This window comes from Streptomyces sp. NPDC059454, from assembly GCF_042749965.1.
Classification (GTDB): Bacteria; Actinomycetota; Actinomycetes; order Streptomycetales; family Streptomycetaceae; genus Streptomyces.
In genome coordinates this window covers 21,222-37,902 of the sequence record NZ_JBHYVC010000001.1, presented here as the reverse complement: position 1 = coordinate 37,902, position 16,681 = coordinate 21,222, and the positions used below count along the sequence as shown (strand labels likewise).

Sequence of the window (16,681 nt, the reverse complement as noted above, 5' to 3'; positions counted from 1 at the left end):
GTCCGTTTATTTTTTTTATATGTTAATTTCTATGGGTGGCTTACCCCCCAACGGGCGGGGGCCCCCGGGCCGGTGGGTGGGGGCCCGGAACACCCGGCCCCACGACCAGCGTGTATCCCGTACGGCGGTGGCTCACGGCTTTCTCCGGGGCGGGTCACAGGGCATGCTGGGTACCCCCGCGGAACCTGGGCCCCGACGGCTGCGTTCATAATTTGGGCAGCCAGCCCAGCCCTTACCCCCCAGCTGCAGGAGCCACATCCCCGTGACCACGCTTGCGCTCGGCCCTGAGTGGCTGAGCCCGGACTACCTGATCGAGACCTTCAGCCTTCCCGGCATCCTGCTGATCGTCTTCGCGGAGTCCGGACTCTTCGCGTTCCTGCCCGGTGACTCCCTGCTGTTCACGGCGGGTCTCTTCGTGGCCGAGGGCAATTACATCAGCCAGCCGCTGTGGCTGGTGTGCACGCTGATCGTGCTGGCCGCCGTCATCGGCGACCAAGTCGGTTACATGATCGGCAAGTTCTTCGGACCCAAGCTGTTCAGCCGGCCGAACTCCAAGCTCTTCAAACAGGAGAACCTGGAGAAGGCGCACGAGTTCATGGAGAAGTACGGTCCCAAGGCGATCGTCCTGGCCCGCTTCGTGCCGATCGTGCGCACGTTCGCCCCCATCGTGGCCGGCGCCGGCCGCATGAAGTACCGCACGTTCTTCACGTACAACCTCATCGGCGGTGTCGCCTGGGGCTGCGGTGTCACCCTCGCGGGCTACTGGCTCGGCCAGATCGAGCTCATCAAGACCAACATCGAGCCGATCCTCATCCTGATCGTCTTCATCTCCGTGGTGCCGATCATCATCGAGTACCTGCGCGAGCGCGGGAAGAAGAAGCGCGCCGCCGCCGAGACCCCGGCCGCCGCCCCGCAGCACCCCCAGCCTCCGGTCATGGACGACGCCACGACCCAGCTGCGCCGCATCACCCCGGCCGCCCCCCAGCAGCAGCACTACGGCAACCAGGGCTACCCGCAGCAGCCCCAGCAGCCGTACGGCAACCAGGGCTACCCGCAGCAGCCCCAGCAGCCCCAGCAGCCGTACGGCAACGACCAGTACTACGACCAGAACCAGCAGCAGCCGTACAACCGCGGCTACTGAAGCGTCCCGAAGGGGCGCGGGGCTGTGCCGACATGCGGCTCCGCCGCGCGGGCGCGCTCAGCCCCGTCCGGCCCGCGGCCGCCCCTGCACACGAGGCCCCGAGCCGGACGGCGCCGAGACCGAAACGGCGCCCGCGCTAAAAGCCCCGCGTCCGCTTCGCGGCCCGCCGCTTCTCCGCGGACCCGATCCGCAGGAAGATCCGCGAGATCTCCGACCCGAGGTTCACCCCGATCGCGATGGCCATGGCCAGCGCCACGGCCTTCGTGAGGGACGTGAGCCCCGATTCGACCTCGTTCTGGGCGATGCCCAGCAGACCGAAGTACGTGGCGGAACCGGGCAGCAGCGGTCCGATCGCCGCCGTGGTGTACGGCAGCGCGGACGCGAACCGGTACCGGGCCAGCAGCTGCCCGAACAGGCCCACGAGGCCCGCCGCCGCGGTCGTGGAGACCACCGGCGAGATGTCGCCGGTGTAGTGCATCGCGGCGTACACCACCCAGGCGACCCCGCCGTTCAGGGTCGCCATCAGCACGGTGGAGCGTTCCTGCTGGAGCAGCACCGCGAAGGCCAGGGACAGCAGCATCGACGCGGCGATCTGCCACAGCGGGTCGTCGGAGACGCCGAGCGCCGCGTCCGGGTTCAGCCTGGCGCCCAGCTGCACGCCGAAGTACAGCACCGTCAGCACCCCGGCCACGATGCCCACGAAGAAGTACAGGACCTCCAGCAGACGCGCGGACGCCGTGATGTAGAAGCCGGTCAGGCCGTCCTGCACGCCGGCCACCAGCGCCCGCCCGGGCAGCAGGGCGAACAGCCCACCGGTGATCACCGCGGACGCCTTCACGTCCGCGTGCGCCAGCGTCAGCGCCACCCCGATCGCGGCCGGCGGCATCGCGGCCACCGTGAACTGGTAGAACTCCGGCAGTCCGCGCCCCGCGCACAGCCAGGCCAGCCGGTCGCCGAGCATCGCGCCGATCGCGGCCGACACGAACACCAGGAAGCCACCGCCGACGAGCACCGACGCCGCCCCCGCCAGCAGCCCGCTCGCCGCGGTCAGTGCCCAGCCGGGGTACGGATGCCGGTTGCGGCGGATCTCCGCCAGCCGGCGGTAGGCCTCCTCCAGGGAGATGTGCGTCTCGTCGTCGCTGAGGTCGTCCACCAGCTGGTAGACGGCCGCCAGCCGGGTGTAGTCGGGGCTGCGGCGCCGTACCGTGCGCGACGCGGTCACCGGGTCGTCGACCAGGGACGGCTGGTGGGAGATCGACAGCAGGGTGAACGTGACGTTGGGTTCGCAACGGTCCAGACCGTAGGAGCGGCACACGGCGAACATCGCCGCCTCCACGTCCTCGGCTCCCTCACCGCCCGCCAGCAGCAGCTCGCCGATGCGCAGGGTCAGGTCGAGCACGCGGGGCACGGCCGGCCCGGCCTCGTCGTGCCGCTGCACCGGTTCCGGTGCCGGCCGCTCGGCCACCGGCATGCGCAGCATGGTGCGCATCCGGTCCTGCCACGGCACGTCCTTGGCCAGGCTGACCAGCGGGATCCCGCTCGCCGGGGTGAACGCGGCCGTCTGCTTCGCGCTGTAGGTGCTGGGCGCGCTGAACGCCGACCCCTCCGTCCCGTCCGGGGGCGGCGGGGCCACGTCCAGACCGTCCGGAAGGGCGAACTCGGAGGTCGCCTCGGACTCCGTACCGGTCTTCGGGACGGCCAGCCCGTCGGGGACGGCGAACTCGGACGTCGTCGACGACTCCGCCTCGGCCGGCGCCGCGACACCGAGAGGAGGCGTGAACGCGCTCCTCGCCTCGTCCGACTGCGGCTTGCGGTCCTCCGCGTCCCTCACCTGCTCCGCTCTCCCTCGACGACACCGTCCGTAAGGCCTTTACGACGCCGTCCGTAAGCCTGCCCCGTACAGCCTCAGTATGCGCACGCACAGCAGAACGGGCCGCACGCGCGCGTGCGGCCCGTTCCTGCGCCTGGCAGAGGGAGGGCTCAGTGGCCGCCCGTCTCCTTGAAACGCTTGTAGGACCGCTCGATCTCCGCCTCGGCGTCCACCCGGCCGACCCAGTTGGCGCCCTCGACCGACTTGCCCGGCTCCAGGTCCTTGTAGACCTCGAAGAAGTGCTGGATCTCCAGGCGGTCGAACTCGGACACGTGGTGGATGTCCCGCAGGTGCTCCACGCGCGGGTCCGTCGACGGGACGCAGAGCAGCTTGTCGTCGCCGCCGGCCTCGTCCGTCATCCGGAACATGCCGATCGCGCGGCAGCGGATCAGGCAGCCCGGGAACGTCGGCTCGTCCAGGATGACCAGCGCGTCCAGCGGGTCGCCGTCCTCGCCGAGGGTGTTCTCGACGAAGCCGTAGTCGGTCGGGTAGGCGGTCGAGGTGAAGAGCCGACGGTCCAGGCGGATCCGACCCGTCTCGTGGTCCACCTCGTACTTGTTCCGCGAACCCTTCGGGATCTCGATCGTGACGTCGAACTCCACCGGACGCTCCTCCATGATCAGCACATAGTTCTGGTGGTTAAGTGTCCCTCACGCAGGTGTGTGATCGCGAAAGGGGCTGGTGGTCGTGCCAGAGCTGAGGCCTTGGCGGGCCGCGGGACCGCACGTCGTGCGGATCGCGGACGCCGTACGACCTCGTCTCGCCTGGGCCGCAAAGACCGTACGGCCACGTCTGGCGCGCGTCGCCGCGGCCGTCGGGCCACGGTTCGCGCGGCCGGACCGGCCGGGATCACCGCGGGTCCCGCGGCCGAAGACCTGGCAGTTCACCGTGACCGCCGCCACCGCCGGTCTGGCGCTGGCCGCGGGTGTGGTGACCGCCGCCGGTCCCTGGGACTCCTCGGGTCAGCGTACGGCCGAGCGGGGCCGGGCCGTGGCCCTGGAAGCCGCGCGTGGCACAGATCACGGCGGCACCCGCGCCCACGCCGGTACGCCGCCCCGCGGATCCCAGGCCGCCGCGCCGGCCGTCTCCGTGCTCACCGGCCTCGGCTCCACCGCCACCGCCGTGAAGCCGGCGCCCGGCGGCAAGGCCCTCAGCGCCGTCCTCGACCCGCTGCTGACGAACCCGGCGCTCGGCCGCCGCTCCGCCGCCGTGGTCGACGTGGCCACCGGCGAACGGCTCTACGGCACCGGCTCCGGGGACGCGCTCGTCCCCGCCTCGACCACCAAGATCGCCACCGCCGTCGCCGCGCTCTCCGCGATGGGCGCCGACCACCGCCTCACCACCCGCGCGGTGTACGAACCCGACACCGAGGAGGTCGTCCTGGTCGGCGGCGGCGACCCCACGCTCACCGCGCGGAAGGACGCCGGGGAACTCGCGAGCCTGCGCGACCTCGCCGAGCGCACTGCCGCCGCCCTGGCCAAGCGCGGGGTGCGCGAGGTGACGCTGTCGTACGACACGACCCTCTACAAGGGCACCACGATTCACCCGATCGGGGTCAACCCGAACATCGCCGCCGTCACTCCCCTCATGGTCGACGAGGCCCGCACCGACGGCTCCACCAGCGGCCCGGCCCCGCGGGCCGCGGACCCGGCGGCCGACGCCGCGCGGACGTTCGGCGAGCTGTTGAAGGAGCACGGCGTCAAGGCCACGCCTCCCGGTCCCTCGAAGGCCACCACCCGCGCCTCCGCCCTCGCCGCGGTCTCCTCGCCCCCGCTGGCCGCCCTCGTCGAGCGGATGCTGACCAACAGCGACAACGACATCGCCGAGGCCCTCGCCCGCCACACCGCCCTGGCCACCGGCAGGAGCGCCGACTTCGCCGGCGGCGGCGAGGCGATCACCGCCCGCCTGAAGCACCTCGGTCTCCCGCTCGAGGGCGCCGGCATCGACATCAAGGACGGCAGCGGCCTCGACCGGCGCGACAAACTCACCGCCGGCCTTCTCACCGCCCTGCTCGTGAAGGCCGGCGACCCGGCCCACCCCGAGCTGCGCCCCGCCCTCACCGGCCTGCCCGTCGCCGGCTTCACCGGCACTCTCACCGGTCGCTACACCGACGGCGCGGCCGGCGTCGTACGCGCCAAGACCGGCACGCTCACCGGCGTGAACACACTGGCGGGCACGGTCGTCGACAAGGACGGCCGCCTGCTGGCGTTCGCCTTCCTGGCGAACGCCACCACCGCCCCCACGGCGGCCCAGTCCGCACTCGACAAGGCGGCCACGGCTCTGGCGGCGTGCGGCTGCCGCTGACCCAAGAGCGGCGGCAAAAAAGGGGAGTGCGGGGAACTGCGCGAAGGGGGTCTGGGGGCGAAGCCCCCAGGGACGGTGGGGGTACCTCCCGCTCGAGCGAAGCCGAGAGTGGGGGAGGGAAGGGGCGGCGGGGGCGAAAACCGAAGGCACGCCGACCGCTCCCGCGCCCCGGTGCCGGCGCCCGGCCGTCCCACCCGGGCACCTCGCCGCCCTGCCCCGAACCGGGCCACTCACGTACCGTTGACGCATGACGAGCATCGGTGGTGCTGCCTCTTCCGGGATGGTCGACTGGAATCTCGCGGTCGCGACCGCGACCCGGCTCATGCGGCCGGGCCCCGACGTGAGCCGCGACGAGGCACGGGCCGTCGTCGCGGAACTGCGCCGGCACGCGAAGGCCTCGGAGGAACACGTCCGGGGCTTCACTCGGCTGGGCACCGCGGAGACCCACGACACCCCCGTCCTCGTCGTCGACCGCCCCGGCTGGGTCCGGGCCAACGTCGCCGGCTTCCGCGAACTGCTCAAACCGCTCCTCGACAAGATGCAGGAACGGCGCGGCACCGGCCCCGGCAACATGGTCCTCGGCGCCGTCGGCGGCAAGGTCACCGGCGTGGAGCTGGGCATGCTGCTGTCCTTCCTCGCCTCCCGCGTCCTCGGCCAGTACGAGACCTTCGCCCCCGCCACCCGCGACCTCCCGGCCGGCGCGAACGGCGCCGGGCGGCTGCTGCTCGTCGCCCCCAACATCGTCCACGTCGAACGCGAACTCGACGTCGAACCGCACGACTTCCGCCTGTGGGTGACCCTCCACGAGGAGACCCACCGCACCCAGTTCACCGCCGTGCCCTGGCTGCGGGACCACCTGGAGGGCGAGATCCAGTCGTTCCTGGCGGAGACCGACGTCGATCCCATGACCGTCCTGGAACGCGTCCGGGAAGCCGCCCAGTCGCTTGCCGGAGGCCGCCCCGAGGGCGAGGAGGGCGACGAGGGGCGCTCCCTCGTCGAGCTCGTGCAGACCCCCGCCCAGCGCGAGGTCCTCGGCCGTCTCACCGCCGTGATGTCCCTGCTGGAGGGCCACGCCGACTTCGTGATGGACGGCGTCGGACCCCAGGTCGTGCCGAGCGTCGCCGAGATCCGCGAGAAGTTCCAGCAGCGCCGCGCCAAGGGCGCCTCCCGCCTGGACATGGCCCTGCGCAAGCTGCTCGGCCTGGACGCCAAGCTCCGTCAGTACCGCGACGGCGAACGCTTCGTGCGCGCCGTCGTCGAGGAGGTCGGCATGGACGGCTTCAACCGGGTGTGGACCTCGCCCAACACGCTTCCCACCAAGGCGGAGATCGCCAAACCGGCGGACTGGATCACACGGGTGCACCGCAAACCGGAAGCCTGAGCCCCGCGCACCGTCATGCGCCGCATACGGCCGACGGCAGACAAACGCCCCTCCAATCACCCGTCCGAGGGACCGTGAGCCCTGAGTAGGCGTGCAATGCTCGGGGAACGGCCCGGTTCTGTCACCATCTACACACTCTGAGTGACCGAACCTCGGGTTCACCCCCCGACAACTTCATGAAGGGAACCGGACATGGGTCCCCATCCTGCGGTCGCGGCGATACGCCTGGCGGTCCGCCGCGTCCTGAACGACATCCTCGACGACCACGGCCGCACGCCCGGCCACCCCGCGCACGAGCCGCCCCCCTCACCGCTCGTGCTCGCGGCCTGCTCCGGCGGCGCGGACTCCATGGCGCTCGCCTCCGCCCTCGCCTTCGAAGCCCCCCGCCTCGGCGTCCGCGCCGGCGGCGTCACCGTCGACCACGGCCTCCAGGCAGGCTCCGACCTGCGCGCCGCCGAGGTCGCCTCGCGCCTGCGCGAACTCGGCCTCGACCCCGTCGAGTCCGTCGCGGTCACCGTCGGCCGCGACGGCGGACCCGAGGCCGCCGCCCGGGACGCCCGCTACGCCGCCCTGGACGCCGCCACCGAACGGCACGGCGCCGCCGCCGTCCTGCTCGGCCACACCCGCGACGACCAGGCCGAGACCGTCCTGCTCGGCCTGGCCCGCGGCTCCGGCATCCGTTCCCTGTCCGGAATGGCCGCGGTCTCGGGGGCCGACGGCCGTTACCGGCGCCCCTTCCTCCGGCTCGACCGGCAGACCGCCCGCAAGGCGTGCATGGTCCAGTCCCTGCCCGTCTGGGACGACCCGCACAACGCCGACCCCGCCTACACCCGCTCCCGGCTCCGCCACGAGGGCCTGCCCGCCCTGGAGAAGGCCCTCGGCAAGGGCGTCGTCGAGGCCCTCGCCCGTACGGCCCAGCTCTCCCGCGACGACGCCGACGCCCTCGACGCCTGGGCCGGCCGGGCCGAAGCCGGCGTCCGCGACGCCGACGGCCGTCTGGAGTGCGCCGCGCTGCACGACCTGCCGCCCGCCGTGCGCCGTCGCGTGCTGCGCCGCGCCGCCATCGAGGCCGGCGCGCCGGCCGGTTCGCTGTTCGCCCGCCACATCGAGGAGGTCGACCGGCTGATCACCGGCTGGCGCGGCCAGGGGGCCATCAATCTGCCCGGCCGGGTCGTCGCCCGCCGGCAGGGTGGCAGACTGGTGATTCGGCAGGGCTGAATCCGGACCCCACCGACCCGTACGAGTCGCGGGGCGGACCGGACCGGCCGGTGGGACGACCGAAAGTGATGCGGGTGGACGCGAAAGACATGGGTGCCGACCTCGAGAAGGTGCTCATCACCAAGGAAGAGATCGACGCCAAGCTGGTGGAGCTGGCAGCGAAGATCGACGCGGAGTACGCGGGCAAGGACCTGCTGATCGTCGGCGTGCTCAAGGGCGCGGTGATGGTGATGGCCGACCTCGCGCGGGCGCTGTCCACCCCCGTCACGATGGACTGGATGGCCGTGTCCTCGTACGGGGCGGGCACCCAGTCCTCCGGTGTGGTGCGGATCCTCAAGGACCTCGACACCGACATCAAGGGCCGGCACGTCCTGATCGTCGAGGACATCATCGACTCCGGACTGACCCTGTCCTGGCTGATCTCCAACCTCGGCTCGCGCGAGCCCGCCTCCCTCAAGGTGTGCACGCTGCTGCGCAAGCCCGATGCCGCCAAGGTCGCCATCGACGTGGAATGGGCCGGCTTCGACATCCCCAACGAGTTCGTCGTCGGTTACGGCCTCGACTACGCCGAGAAGTACCGCAACCTCCCGTTCGTCGGTACGCTCGCGCCCCACGTCTACGGCGGCTGAACCCGGGAACCCGGTCCGCCGTACGGTGATCGGGAACCCCGGCGGGCTCCGCGGCGTTGGAGCATGCGTGGACGCGATTGCCGGCTGTCCCCCGCAGCTTCGGGGGACAAAGCTGGGGTACCGTCCGAAGAACAGTCTTTATCAAACTCACTATGGCAGGAGGGACGGGGCGGCACCGCTCCGTATGGATGGACGTGAAGCGATACTTCCGTGGGCCGGTCATGTGGATCGTGCTGGCCGTCCTCGCCGTGGTCGTGTTGATGCAGGTCGTCGGCTCGTCCGGCGGCTACAAGACGGTGGACACCGGCGAGGTCGTCCAGGCGATCAATGAGAACAAAGTCGAGTCGGCCAAGCTGACCACCGGCGACGAGCAGACCATCAAGGTCCAGCTCAAGGACGGCGTCGAGGTCAAGGACAGCTCGAAGATCCAGGCGAGCTACATCGGCGACCAGGGCGTCACCATCGCCAGCACGCTGCAGGACAAGTTCCAGAACAAGCAGATCCCGGACGGCTACACGGTTTCGCCGTCCAAGCAGAACCCGTTCGTGAGCATTCTGCTGTCCCTGCTGCCCTTCGTCCTCATCGTCGTGGTCTTCCTGTTCCTGATGAACCAGATGCAGGGCGGCGGCTCCCGCGTCATGCAGTTCGGCAAGTCCAAGGCGAAGCTCATCACCAAGGACACCCCGAAGACGACGTTCTCCGACGTCGCGGGGTCGGACGAGGCGGTGGAGGAGCTCCACGAGATCAAGGAGTTCCTGCAGGAGCCGGCGAAGTTCCAGGCAGTCGGGGCGAAGATCCCCAAGGGCGTCCTGCTCTACGGTCCGCCCGGTACGGGCAAGACCCTGCTCGCGCGTGCCGTCGCGGGCGAGGCCGGTGTGCCGTTCTACTCGATCTCCGGTTCCGACTTCGTCGAGATGTTCGTCGGTGTCGGTGCCTCCCGGGTCCGTGACCTGTTCGAGCAGGCCAAGGCCAACGCGCCGGCGATCGTCTTCGTCGACGAGATCGACGCGGTCGGCCGCCACCGCGGCGCCGGCCTCGGCGGTGGTCACGACGAGCGCGAGCAGACCCTGAACCAGCTCCTCGTCGAGATGGACGGCTTCGACGTCAAGGGCGGCGTGATCCTCATCGCCGCGACGAACCGGCCCGACATCCTCGACCCGGCGCTGCTGCGTCCCGGCCGCTTCGACCGCCAGATCGCGGTCGACCGACCGGACATGCAGGGCCGTCTCGAGATCCTCAAGGTGCACCAGAAGGGCAAGCCGGTCGCCCCGGACGTCGACCTCTCGGCCGTCGCCCGCCGCACCCCCGGCATGACCGGCGCCGACCTGGCCAACGTGCTGAACGAGGCCGCGCTGCTGACCGCGCGCAGCGATCAGAAGCTGATCGACAACAAGATGCTGGACGAGGCGATCGACCGTGTGGTCGCGGGCCCGCAGAAGCGGACCCGGATCATGTCGGACAAGGAGAAGAAGATCACCGCGTACCACGAGGGCGGACACGCCCTGGTCGCGGCTGCTTCCCCGAACTCCGACCCCGTCCACAAGATCACGATCCTCTCCCGAGGCCGTGCCCTCGGCTACACGATGGTGCTCCCGGACGAGGACAAGTACTCGACCACGCGCAACGAGATGCTGGACCAGCTCGCCTACATGCTGGGCGGCCGCGCGGCCGAGGAGCTCGTCTTCCACGACCCGACCACCGGTGCAGCCAACGACATCGAGAAGGCCACCAGTGTGGCCCGCGCGATGGTCACGCAGTACGGCATGACCGAGCGTCTCGGTGCGATCAAGTTCGGCGGCGACAACACCGAGCCGTTCCTCGGGCGCGAGATGGCCCACCAGCGCGACTACTCGGAAGAGGTCGCCGCGCTGGTCGACGAAGAGGTCAAGAAGCTCATCGAGACCGCGCACAACGAGGCGTGGGAGATCCTCGTCGAGAACCGTGACGTCCTCGACAACCTGGTCCTGGCCCTCCTGGAGCGGGAGACGCTGGGCAAGGAGGAGATCGCCGAGGTCTTCGCGCCGATCGTCAAGCGCCCGCCCAGGCCCGCTTGGACCGGTTCCTCCCGCCGTACGCCGTCCACCCGCCCGCCGGTCCTCTCCCCCAAGGAGCTGGCCCTGACGAACGGGGCGAACGGCGCGACGCCGGCCATCACCACCGCCAAGAGCACCGTGGCGGACCCCGCCCCGGCGCCGGAGCGGACCCCGGAGGAACGCCCCGAGAGCTGATCCCGAGGCTCCCGGTGGCCCCACCGGGCCCGGAATGGATGCCGTGCCCCCCTGGTTCTAGCCTGGGGGGCGCGGCATTTTGTGTACCCGCAGTTGAGACGCGTGCCCTCACGCGTGAAGGCACAGGAACGAGGCACCTCACATGACCGACCCCGTGACGCTGGACGGCATGGCCCCCATCGGCGAGTTCGACGAGAAGCGGGCCCAGAACGCCGTACGCGAGCTGCTGATCGCCGTCGGCGAGGACCCCGACCGGGAGGGCCTGCTGGAGACGCCGGCACGGGTGGCGCGGGCGTACCGGGAGATATTCGCGGGGCTGTGGCAGAAGCCCGAGGACGTGCTGACGACGACGTTCGACCTCGGTCACGACGAGATGGTGCTCGTCAAGGACATCGAGGTGTACTCGACCTGTGAACACCACCTGGTGCCGTTCCGGGGCGTGGCGCACGTCGGGTACATTCCGGCCACCAACGGCAAGATCACGGGACTGTCCAAGCTGGCCCGGCTGGTGGACGTCTACGCCCGCCGTCCGCAGGTGCAGGAACGACTCACCACGCAGATAGCGGACTCCCTGATGGAGATCCTGGAGCCGCGCGGGGTGATCGTGGTCGTGGAGTGCGAGCACATGTGCATGTCGATGCGGGGCATCCGCAAGCCCGGCGCGAAGACCCTCACCTCGGCCGTGCGCGGCCAGCTGCGGGACGCGGCGACGCGCAACGAGGCGATGAGCCTGATCATGGCGCGCTGACGCGAGCGCGCCTCACGCCGCGGGAGCCGTGCCCGGGCCGCCCGTGTCGTCGTCCTCCGGGAGCTTGCAGACGCGCTCCAGGAAGAGGGCCGCCGCTATGACGCCGATGCCCGCCAGGACCGAGAAGCCGGCGTAGATGGCCTGGTCACGGCGGGCGGGGATGTCCAGGGACTCCAGCAGGAAGACGCCCGTGCCGCCGTACATGCCGGCGACGAGCGCGGCCACCAGGGCGCTGGCCTGCCCGAACACGACCGCGCGGGCCGCCATCAGGGGATCGACTCCCTTGGCGTCTGCCTGTCGCTCGCGCTGGGCCTTGAGACGGGCGCGGAGGGAGAGCGCGGTGGCCGCGAGGACCACCGCGATCAGGGCGAGGACGACGGGCGCGGCCACGGGCACGCTCGGAAGGGTGCCCAAGGAGTTCCAGAGGCGGGCGCCGGCCCAGGACAGGATCCCGGTCACGACGAAGACGCCTGCCAGCACCCTGATGCGCAGCTCTTTCACGGTGTCCCTTCGCGTTCCCCCGGACGGTGCCCCGGAATGTGGTCGTGTCGACCTTAACGGCTACTCGGGCAGCCGGAGTTCCAGGTCGGCGCGGGATGTGACGCCCTCACGGGCGACCGTGCCGAGGAGATCGGCGACCGGGCCGCGGCCGGGGAGCTCCGCCTCGGGGTCGACGTCGTGCCAGGGGGCGAGCACGAAGGCGCGCTCGTGGGCGCGGGGGTGCGGGAGCGTGAGGTGCGGGTCGTCGGAGTGGAGATCCGCGTAGGAGACGATGTCCACGTCCAGGGTGCGCGGGCCCCAGCGCTCGTCCCGGACCCGGTGGAAGGCCTCCTCGACCGCGTGCGCCCGCTCCAGCAGGGAGGACGGGGGCAGGGTGGTCTTCAGGACCACGACCGCGTTGAAGTACGAGGGCTGGCTGCCGGGCTCGACGCCCCACGGCTCCGTCTCGTACACGGGGGAGACGGCCTTGACCCGGATGCCCGGGGTGTCCTCCAGGGCGTCCACGGCCCCCTGGAGGGTCTCCAGGCGGTTGCCGAGATTGGCGCCGAGGGAGATCACGGCCCGTTTCGGATTGTGCAGGGTGGTGTCGGCGGCGTCGACCTGCTCGACCACGGAGGCGGGGACGGGCTGAACGGTCGGGTCGGTCTGGCCCTGGGTGGACGGCCTGGTCATACGCGGCTCCGGGTGATGGTGACGGTCACGTCGTCGAAGGGCACGGTGATCGGCGCGTCCGGCTTGTGGACGCACACCTCGACCTCCTGCACCACGTCGTGCTTCAGACAGGCCTGGGCGATGTGCTCGGCGAGTGTCTCGATGAGGTTGAGCGGCTCGCCCTGGACGACCGCCACGACCTCCTCGGCCACGATGCCGTAGTGCACGGTCTTCGTCAGGTCGTCGTCGGCCGCGGCCGGCCGGGTGTCCAGGCCGAGGACGAGGTCCACGATGAAGGTCTGGCCCTCCTCGCGTTCCTTGGGGAACACACCGTGGTGCCCGCGGGCCTTCAGGCCGCGCAGCGCGACACGATCCACGCGAATCACTCCTGCAGTCGTCGGTCCGGCCGGTCGGTGCCTGCGGGCGGCACACCGGCCCGTACTCGAATCTACCCGCGGGCACCGACAGCGCCGGTGACCCGGGGGTGCGGACGAGGGCCGGTGGCCGGGAACGTCACCGCCCGTTCCCCCCGGGGAGGCCGGGGGTTCACGGCGGGGTGACGGCCCTGCCCGCCCCGCCGTGATGCCGGCCGCTTCCGGTGAGGGAGTGACGGGTCCTGAGGTCCGTCTACCCGCTCAGGCCGGGGTGTCGTCGTCCTCGTCGTCCTCTTCCTCGGCGAGGACCGGGGAGGCGTGGTGGGCCCAGAGCTTCCAGCCGGACGGGGTGCGCCGGAACACGTTGGTGGCGACGACGAGCTGGCCGACCAGAGGGCCGAGTTCCTCGCCGGCCTCGGGGGCGGGGCCGCCGCTGAGGATGTTCTCGGTGCAGGTCACCAGGGCGGTGTCGCCGGTGACGGAGACATGGGTGTCGGTGAGGAAGAACTGGATGTAGTCGGTGTTCGCCATGATCAGGGCGTACGACCTGAGCACCTCGCCGCGTCCGGTGAGCACGGGCCAGCCGGGGTGCACGCAGGAGACCACGCCGGCGTCCGCGGGGTCGTGGTACGACTCGTCGACGCCGAGGTCGCCGGGGGTCAGCCAGAGTGACGCGACCTCTTCGAAGTCGCCCCTTTCGAGCGCCTCGTAGAAGGCGGTGTTGGCGGCCTCGACGTGCTCGACATCGGTGTGGGGCGCGCTCACCGGGCTCCTTCTGCGCCGTGCGCGCCGGGTTCGGGGGGTGTGGTGTCCGCCGTGCGCGCCTGCGCGATGGCGCGTGTGACCCGTACGGCGTCCGCGGTGGCGCGTACCTCGTGCACGCGGACCGCCCAGGCGCCGGCCTGCGCGGCGAGGGCGGAGACGGCGGCGGTGGCCGCGTCGCGTTCCCGCGCGGGCGGGGCCGCGCCGTCCGGGCCGGCCAGGACGCGTCCGAGGAACCGCTTGCGGGAGGCGGCGACGAGCACCGGGCGGCCGAGGGCCAGGACACGGTCGAGGCGGGCGAGGAGGGCCAGGTCGTGGTCGGCGCCCTTGGAGAAGCCGAGGCCGGGGTCGACGATCACACGGTCGGCGGCGATGCCGCCTTCCAGGACGGCCTCCACGCGCGTGCGCAGTTCCTCGGCGACCTCCGTGACCACGTCGGCGTACACGCCCTCGATGTTGCCGCCCTCCAGGAAGCCGCGCCAGTGCATGACGACGAAGGGGGCGCCGGCGGCGGCGACGACGGGGATCATGGCGGGGTCGGCGAGTCCGCCGCTGACGTCGTTGACCAGGGCGGCGCCGGCCGCGAGGGACTGTTCGGCGACGGAGGCGCGCATGGTGTCGACGGAGATGGTGACGCCCTCGGAGGCGAGGCCGCGGACCACGGGGATGACGCGCTTGAGCTCCTCGGCCTCGTCGACGCGGGTGGCGCCGGGCCGGGTGGACTCGCCGCCGACGTCGACCAGGTCGGCGCCCTGGGCGACCAGGTCGAGGCCGTGCTTGACGGCGGTCGTCGTGTCGAACCAGCGGCCGCCGTCGGAGAAGGAGTCGGGGGTGACGTTCACGACTCCCATGACCGCGCAGCGGTCCCGGTGAGGAAGGCCCGCGACCTGGCGGCGTCCGCTGTGGTTGCTCATATGTTCAGCGTAGGCCCAGTAAGGGGACGGGGTCCGCCTCGGGCCGGACGGGGCGTCCGGGGCCGCCCTCCGGGTCACGGACACGTTCTCCCCGGGCTTCGCAGCCGGCCGGCGAGGGAGGGATCCCGGACGTCCACCGCTGCCTCGTCACCGGGTTCCCGGACGTCCGGTCCGGTCTCCCGGGTCCCTGCCTCGCCGCCGGGGGAGCCGCCCGGGGCTTCCTCACCCGTCCCGGTCGGCAGCGCACCCTGTGGTTCCGCGAGGGACCTTCGCGCCGGTGTCGATTCGGGCATCCGGTGACATTGCGCCCTTCGGGGCGGTGTCTTGGGGGAAGGGTTCACCGCGTGCGCAAAGCGGTGGGGGATGCGGGGAGTTCGGCGGACCGAGTTCACCGGACCGAGTTCACCGGGCGGAGTTCGGCGGGCGGTTCACAGGCAATAAACGATCTTGATAATTGGGCAATACGTCTATTCACGTGGGGTGCGCGTTCCCTGATGCCCTGTGAAAGCCTCGGTATGGCTTTGTTTTTACGGGGTGGGGCACCAACATTCGCCTACGCGCGGTAAGTTTCTGGCCATGCCACGTGGACGTCACCGCCATTCCCCGCCCCTGCACAGGATGCTGCCCCCGTCGGCGATCGCAGGCGTGTCCGTCGTCTGCGCCCTGGGGCCCTGGGTGTTCACGCAACCGATGGTGCTTCGTGTCCTGGCCGCGGTCGCCGCGGCCACGGCGATGGGCGGCGCCGTCGTCATGCGGCACTGGGACACCCAGGCGGGCAAACGCGTCGCCGATCTCACGCGCGCGCGTGCGAGTGACGAATGGCGTTTCGAGGAGCGGGTCGCCGAACTGGAGTCCGACCTCGAGGAGTCGCGCGAGCTGCGGGTGAAACTGGAGCAGCGGTTGCGCGCCAAGCGCGCGGAACTCGCCGGGCTGCGCAACGAGCACGCGGCTCTGCTGCGGCGGTACGCCGCGTCGGAGGTCGAACGGGCGAGCGTCCTGGAGGAACGCCGGGTGCTCGAGATAGAGGCCGCGGTTCCGGCCCGCGCGCTGCCGGCGGGACCGTCGGCGGCGCCCGACGGCGCGGCGGCGCCCGCGGAGGTCGCGTCCGAGACGGCGGAGCAGGACGAGGCCGTCACCGAGGAGGCGCCGGCGGCTCCCTCCGTTCCCTCCGTCTTCTCGCCGGAGGGGTCGAAGCTGTTCCTGCGCGCCGACGCGGCGCTGGCACGGCTCGCCGACGACGCGGACGCCGCGGAGGACGGGGCCGACACGGCCGTACGGACCGACGAGGCGTCCGGTCCGGCCGACGACGCCGCCCGGACCGGTGGCACGCCGAAGGACGACGGCTCCCCGAAGGACGACGGCTCCCCCAAGAGTCCCGAGGACGACGGCCCCGAGCCCACGAGGCGGTCCGAGCAGGAGCAGGAGCAGGAGCAGGAGGACGAGGCCGAGGGGCAGACCGGGGCGGTCGACGAGCACGAGCGTACGACCGCCTCCCCCGCGCCGGCCGATCCTCCGGCCCAGCCCGTGCGGCAGCCCTCCGGGCACTTCACCGTACCGACGGCGGTGGCGGTCGTACCGCCGACCGCACCGGTGCGGCGACCGGTGTCCGAGGGCGGCTTCGACTTCTTCGGGACGAAGAAGGACACGGACGGCGCCGCCCTGGACGCCGTGCAGAACGAGGACCTCGCCGATGTCGTCGGCCAGGAGGCGCTCGCGCTGCACAAGGCGGACGCCGAGGCGCGGTTCAAGCCCGCCGACGAGGAGTCGCGCGGCATCGGTCAGGTCATCGACCTGACGGCACACGACGAGACGGAACACATCGACGTCGAGGGCCTGCGCAGCGCGGCCTCCTGAACCACCGGCCACCCCGACGGGCCCCGCGCACACCGCGCGGGGCCCGTCGGCGTTCCGCTGCGAGCGCGCGCGTGCGGGCGACACCGTCCACCGGCCGGGACGGGTT

15 protein-coding genes are annotated in these 16,681 nt (G+C 71.5%); 8 read left to right on the top strand and 7 right to left on the bottom strand.

Going from position 1 to position 16,681, the window contains the following annotated elements; translation table 11 throughout:
* The first annotated feature begins 262 nt into the window (after window positions 1-262).
* Window positions 263-1,141, top strand: a complete 879-nt coding sequence (locus tag ACFXAE_RS00175; protein ID WP_384706015.1) for a DedA family protein — start codon at window positions 263-265, stop codon at window positions 1,139-1,141.
* A 136-nt stretch (window positions 1,142-1,277) separates the two neighbouring features.
* On the opposite strand, the gene ACFXAE_RS00170 is transcribed toward ACFXAE_RS00175, so the two are convergent.
* Both ACFXAE_RS00170 and ACFXAE_RS00165 read right to left on the bottom strand, forming a co-directional pair.
* Window positions 1,278-2,972 (bottom strand): threonine/serine exporter family protein, encoded by a 1,695-nt coding sequence (locus tag ACFXAE_RS00170; RefSeq protein ID WP_384706013.1) that lies wholly within the window; start codon window positions 2,970-2,972, stop codon window positions 1,278-1,280.
* A gap of 149 nt (window positions 2,973-3,121) precedes the next feature.
* On the bottom strand, window positions 3,122-3,613 hold the full coding sequence (locus ACFXAE_RS00165; RefSeq protein ID WP_030828087.1) for an inorganic diphosphatase: 492 nt from the start codon (window positions 3,611-3,613) through the stop codon (window positions 3,122-3,124).
* A 79-nt stretch (window positions 3,614-3,692) separates the two neighbouring features.
* Here ACFXAE_RS00165 and dacB point away from each other — a divergent pair, with 79 nt between their 5' ends.
* The 6 genes from dacB to folE all read left to right on the top strand — a co-directional run bounded on the left by dacB (window position 3,693) and on the right by folE (window position 11,519).
* Window positions 3,693-5,315, top strand: coding sequence for a D-alanyl-D-alanine carboxypeptidase/D-alanyl-D-alanine-endopeptidase (gene dacB / locus ACFXAE_RS00160; protein WP_384706011.1), 1,623 nt, complete (start codon window positions 3,693-3,695; stop codon window positions 5,313-5,315).
* Window positions 5,316-5,562: 247 nt separating this feature from the next.
* Window positions 5,563-6,696 carry a zinc-dependent metalloprotease gene (locus ACFXAE_RS00155; RefSeq protein ID WP_384706009.1) on the top strand — a complete coding sequence of 378 codons (1,134 nt, stop codon included), beginning with the start codon at window positions 5,563-5,565 and terminating at the stop codon, window positions 6,694-6,696.
* Window positions 6,697-6,888: 192 nt separating this feature from the next.
* Entirely contained in the window at window positions 6,889-7,914 is a 1,026-nt protein-coding gene (gene tilS, locus ACFXAE_RS00150) for a tRNA lysidine(34) synthetase TilS (protein WP_384706007.1), read from the top strand.
* Window positions 7,915-7,982: 68 nt separating this feature from the next.
* Window positions 7,983-8,543: a hypoxanthine phosphoribosyltransferase gene (gene hpt, locus ACFXAE_RS00145; protein WP_030224979.1), complete on the top strand. Its 561-nt coding sequence runs from the start codon at window positions 7,983-7,985 to the stop codon at window positions 8,541-8,543.
* 188 nt (window positions 8,544-8,731) lie between these two features.
* Window positions 8,732-10,771 (top strand): ATP-dependent zinc metalloprotease FtsH, encoded by a 2,040-nt coding sequence (gene ftsH, locus ACFXAE_RS00140; protein ID WP_384706005.1) that lies wholly within the window; start codon window positions 8,732-8,734, stop codon window positions 10,769-10,771.
* 142 nt (window positions 10,772-10,913) lie between these two features.
* Entirely contained in the window at window positions 10,914-11,519 is a 606-nt protein-coding gene (folE, locus tag ACFXAE_RS00135) for a GTP cyclohydrolase I FolE (protein WP_384706003.1), read from the top strand.
* A 12-nt stretch (window positions 11,520-11,531) separates the two neighbouring features.
* Here the strand turns inward: folE and ACFXAE_RS00130 are convergent, their stop codons facing one another.
* From ACFXAE_RS00130 to folP, 5 genes are all read right to left on the bottom strand, one after another.
* A complete protein-coding gene (locus ACFXAE_RS00130) occupies window positions 11,532-12,020 on the bottom strand; it encodes a DUF3180 domain-containing protein (protein WP_384706001.1) in 489 nt (162 codons plus the stop codon).
* Window positions 12,021-12,080: 60 nt separating this feature from the next.
* Window positions 12,081-12,692: a 2-amino-4-hydroxy-6-hydroxymethyldihydropteridine diphosphokinase gene (gene folK / locus ACFXAE_RS00125; RefSeq protein ID WP_384705999.1), complete on the bottom strand. Its 612-nt coding sequence runs from the start codon at window positions 12,690-12,692 to the stop codon at window positions 12,081-12,083.
* Window positions 12,689-13,048 (bottom strand): dihydroneopterin aldolase, encoded by a 360-nt coding sequence (gene folB, locus ACFXAE_RS00120; protein ID WP_384705997.1) that lies wholly within the window; start codon window positions 13,046-13,048, stop codon window positions 12,689-12,691. The genes folK and folB overlap by 4 nt, the downstream gene beginning before the upstream one ends.
* Before the next feature lie 258 nt (window positions 13,049-13,306).
* The gene (locus tag ACFXAE_RS00115; RefSeq protein WP_384705995.1) at window positions 13,307-13,810 is read right to left on the bottom strand and encodes a nuclear transport factor 2 family protein; all 504 of its coding nucleotides are present in this window, start codon (window positions 13,808-13,810) and stop codon (window positions 13,307-13,309) included.
* Window positions 13,807-14,721 carry a dihydropteroate synthase gene (gene folP / locus ACFXAE_RS00110; RefSeq protein WP_384705993.1) on the bottom strand — a complete coding sequence of 305 codons (915 nt, stop codon included), beginning with the start codon at window positions 14,719-14,721 and terminating at the stop codon, window positions 13,807-13,809. Before folP ends, ACFXAE_RS00115 begins: the two co-directional genes overlap by 4 nt.
* 576 nt (window positions 14,722-15,297) lie before the next feature.
* Between folP and ACFXAE_RS00105 the strand changes: the two genes are divergently transcribed.
* Window positions 15,298-16,575, top strand: a complete 1,278-nt coding sequence (locus ACFXAE_RS00105; RefSeq protein ID WP_384705991.1) for a hypothetical protein — start codon at window positions 15,298-15,300, stop codon at window positions 16,573-16,575.
* Window positions 16,576-16,681: the final 106 nt, after the last annotated feature.

What these genes read in the sequence shown, in the direction of transcription:
- ACFXAE_RS00155 (WP_384706009.1), top strand. Translation starts at nt 5,563, where the DNA reads ATGACGAGCATCGGTGGTGCTGCCTCTTCCGGGATGGTCGACTGGAAT.
- tilS (WP_384706007.1), top strand. Translation starts at nt 6,889, where the DNA reads ATGGGTCCCCATCCTGCGGTCGCGGCGATACGCCTGGCGGTCCGCCGC.
- hpt (WP_030224979.1), top strand. Translation starts at nt 7,983, where the DNA reads ATGCGGGTGGACGCGAAAGACATGGGTGCCGACCTCGAGAAGGTGCTC.
- ftsH (WP_384706005.1), top strand. Translation starts at nt 8,732, where the DNA reads ATGGACGTGAAGCGATACTTCCGTGGGCCGGTCATGTGGATCGTGCTG.
- folE (WP_384706003.1), top strand. Translation starts at nt 10,914, where the DNA reads ATGACCGACCCCGTGACGCTGGACGGCATGGCCCCCATCGGCGAGTTC.
- folK (WP_384705999.1), bottom strand. Translation starts at nt 12,692, where the DNA reads ATGACCAGGCCGTCCACCCAGGGCCAGACCGACCCGACCGTTCAGCCC.
- folP (WP_384705993.1), bottom strand. Translation starts at nt 14,721, where the DNA reads ATGAGCAACCACAGCGGACGCCGCCAGGTCGCGGGCCTTCCTCACCGG.
- ACFXAE_RS00105 (WP_384705991.1), top strand. Translation starts at nt 15,298, where the DNA reads ATGCCACGTGGACGTCACCGCCATTCCCCGCCCCTGCACAGGATGCTG.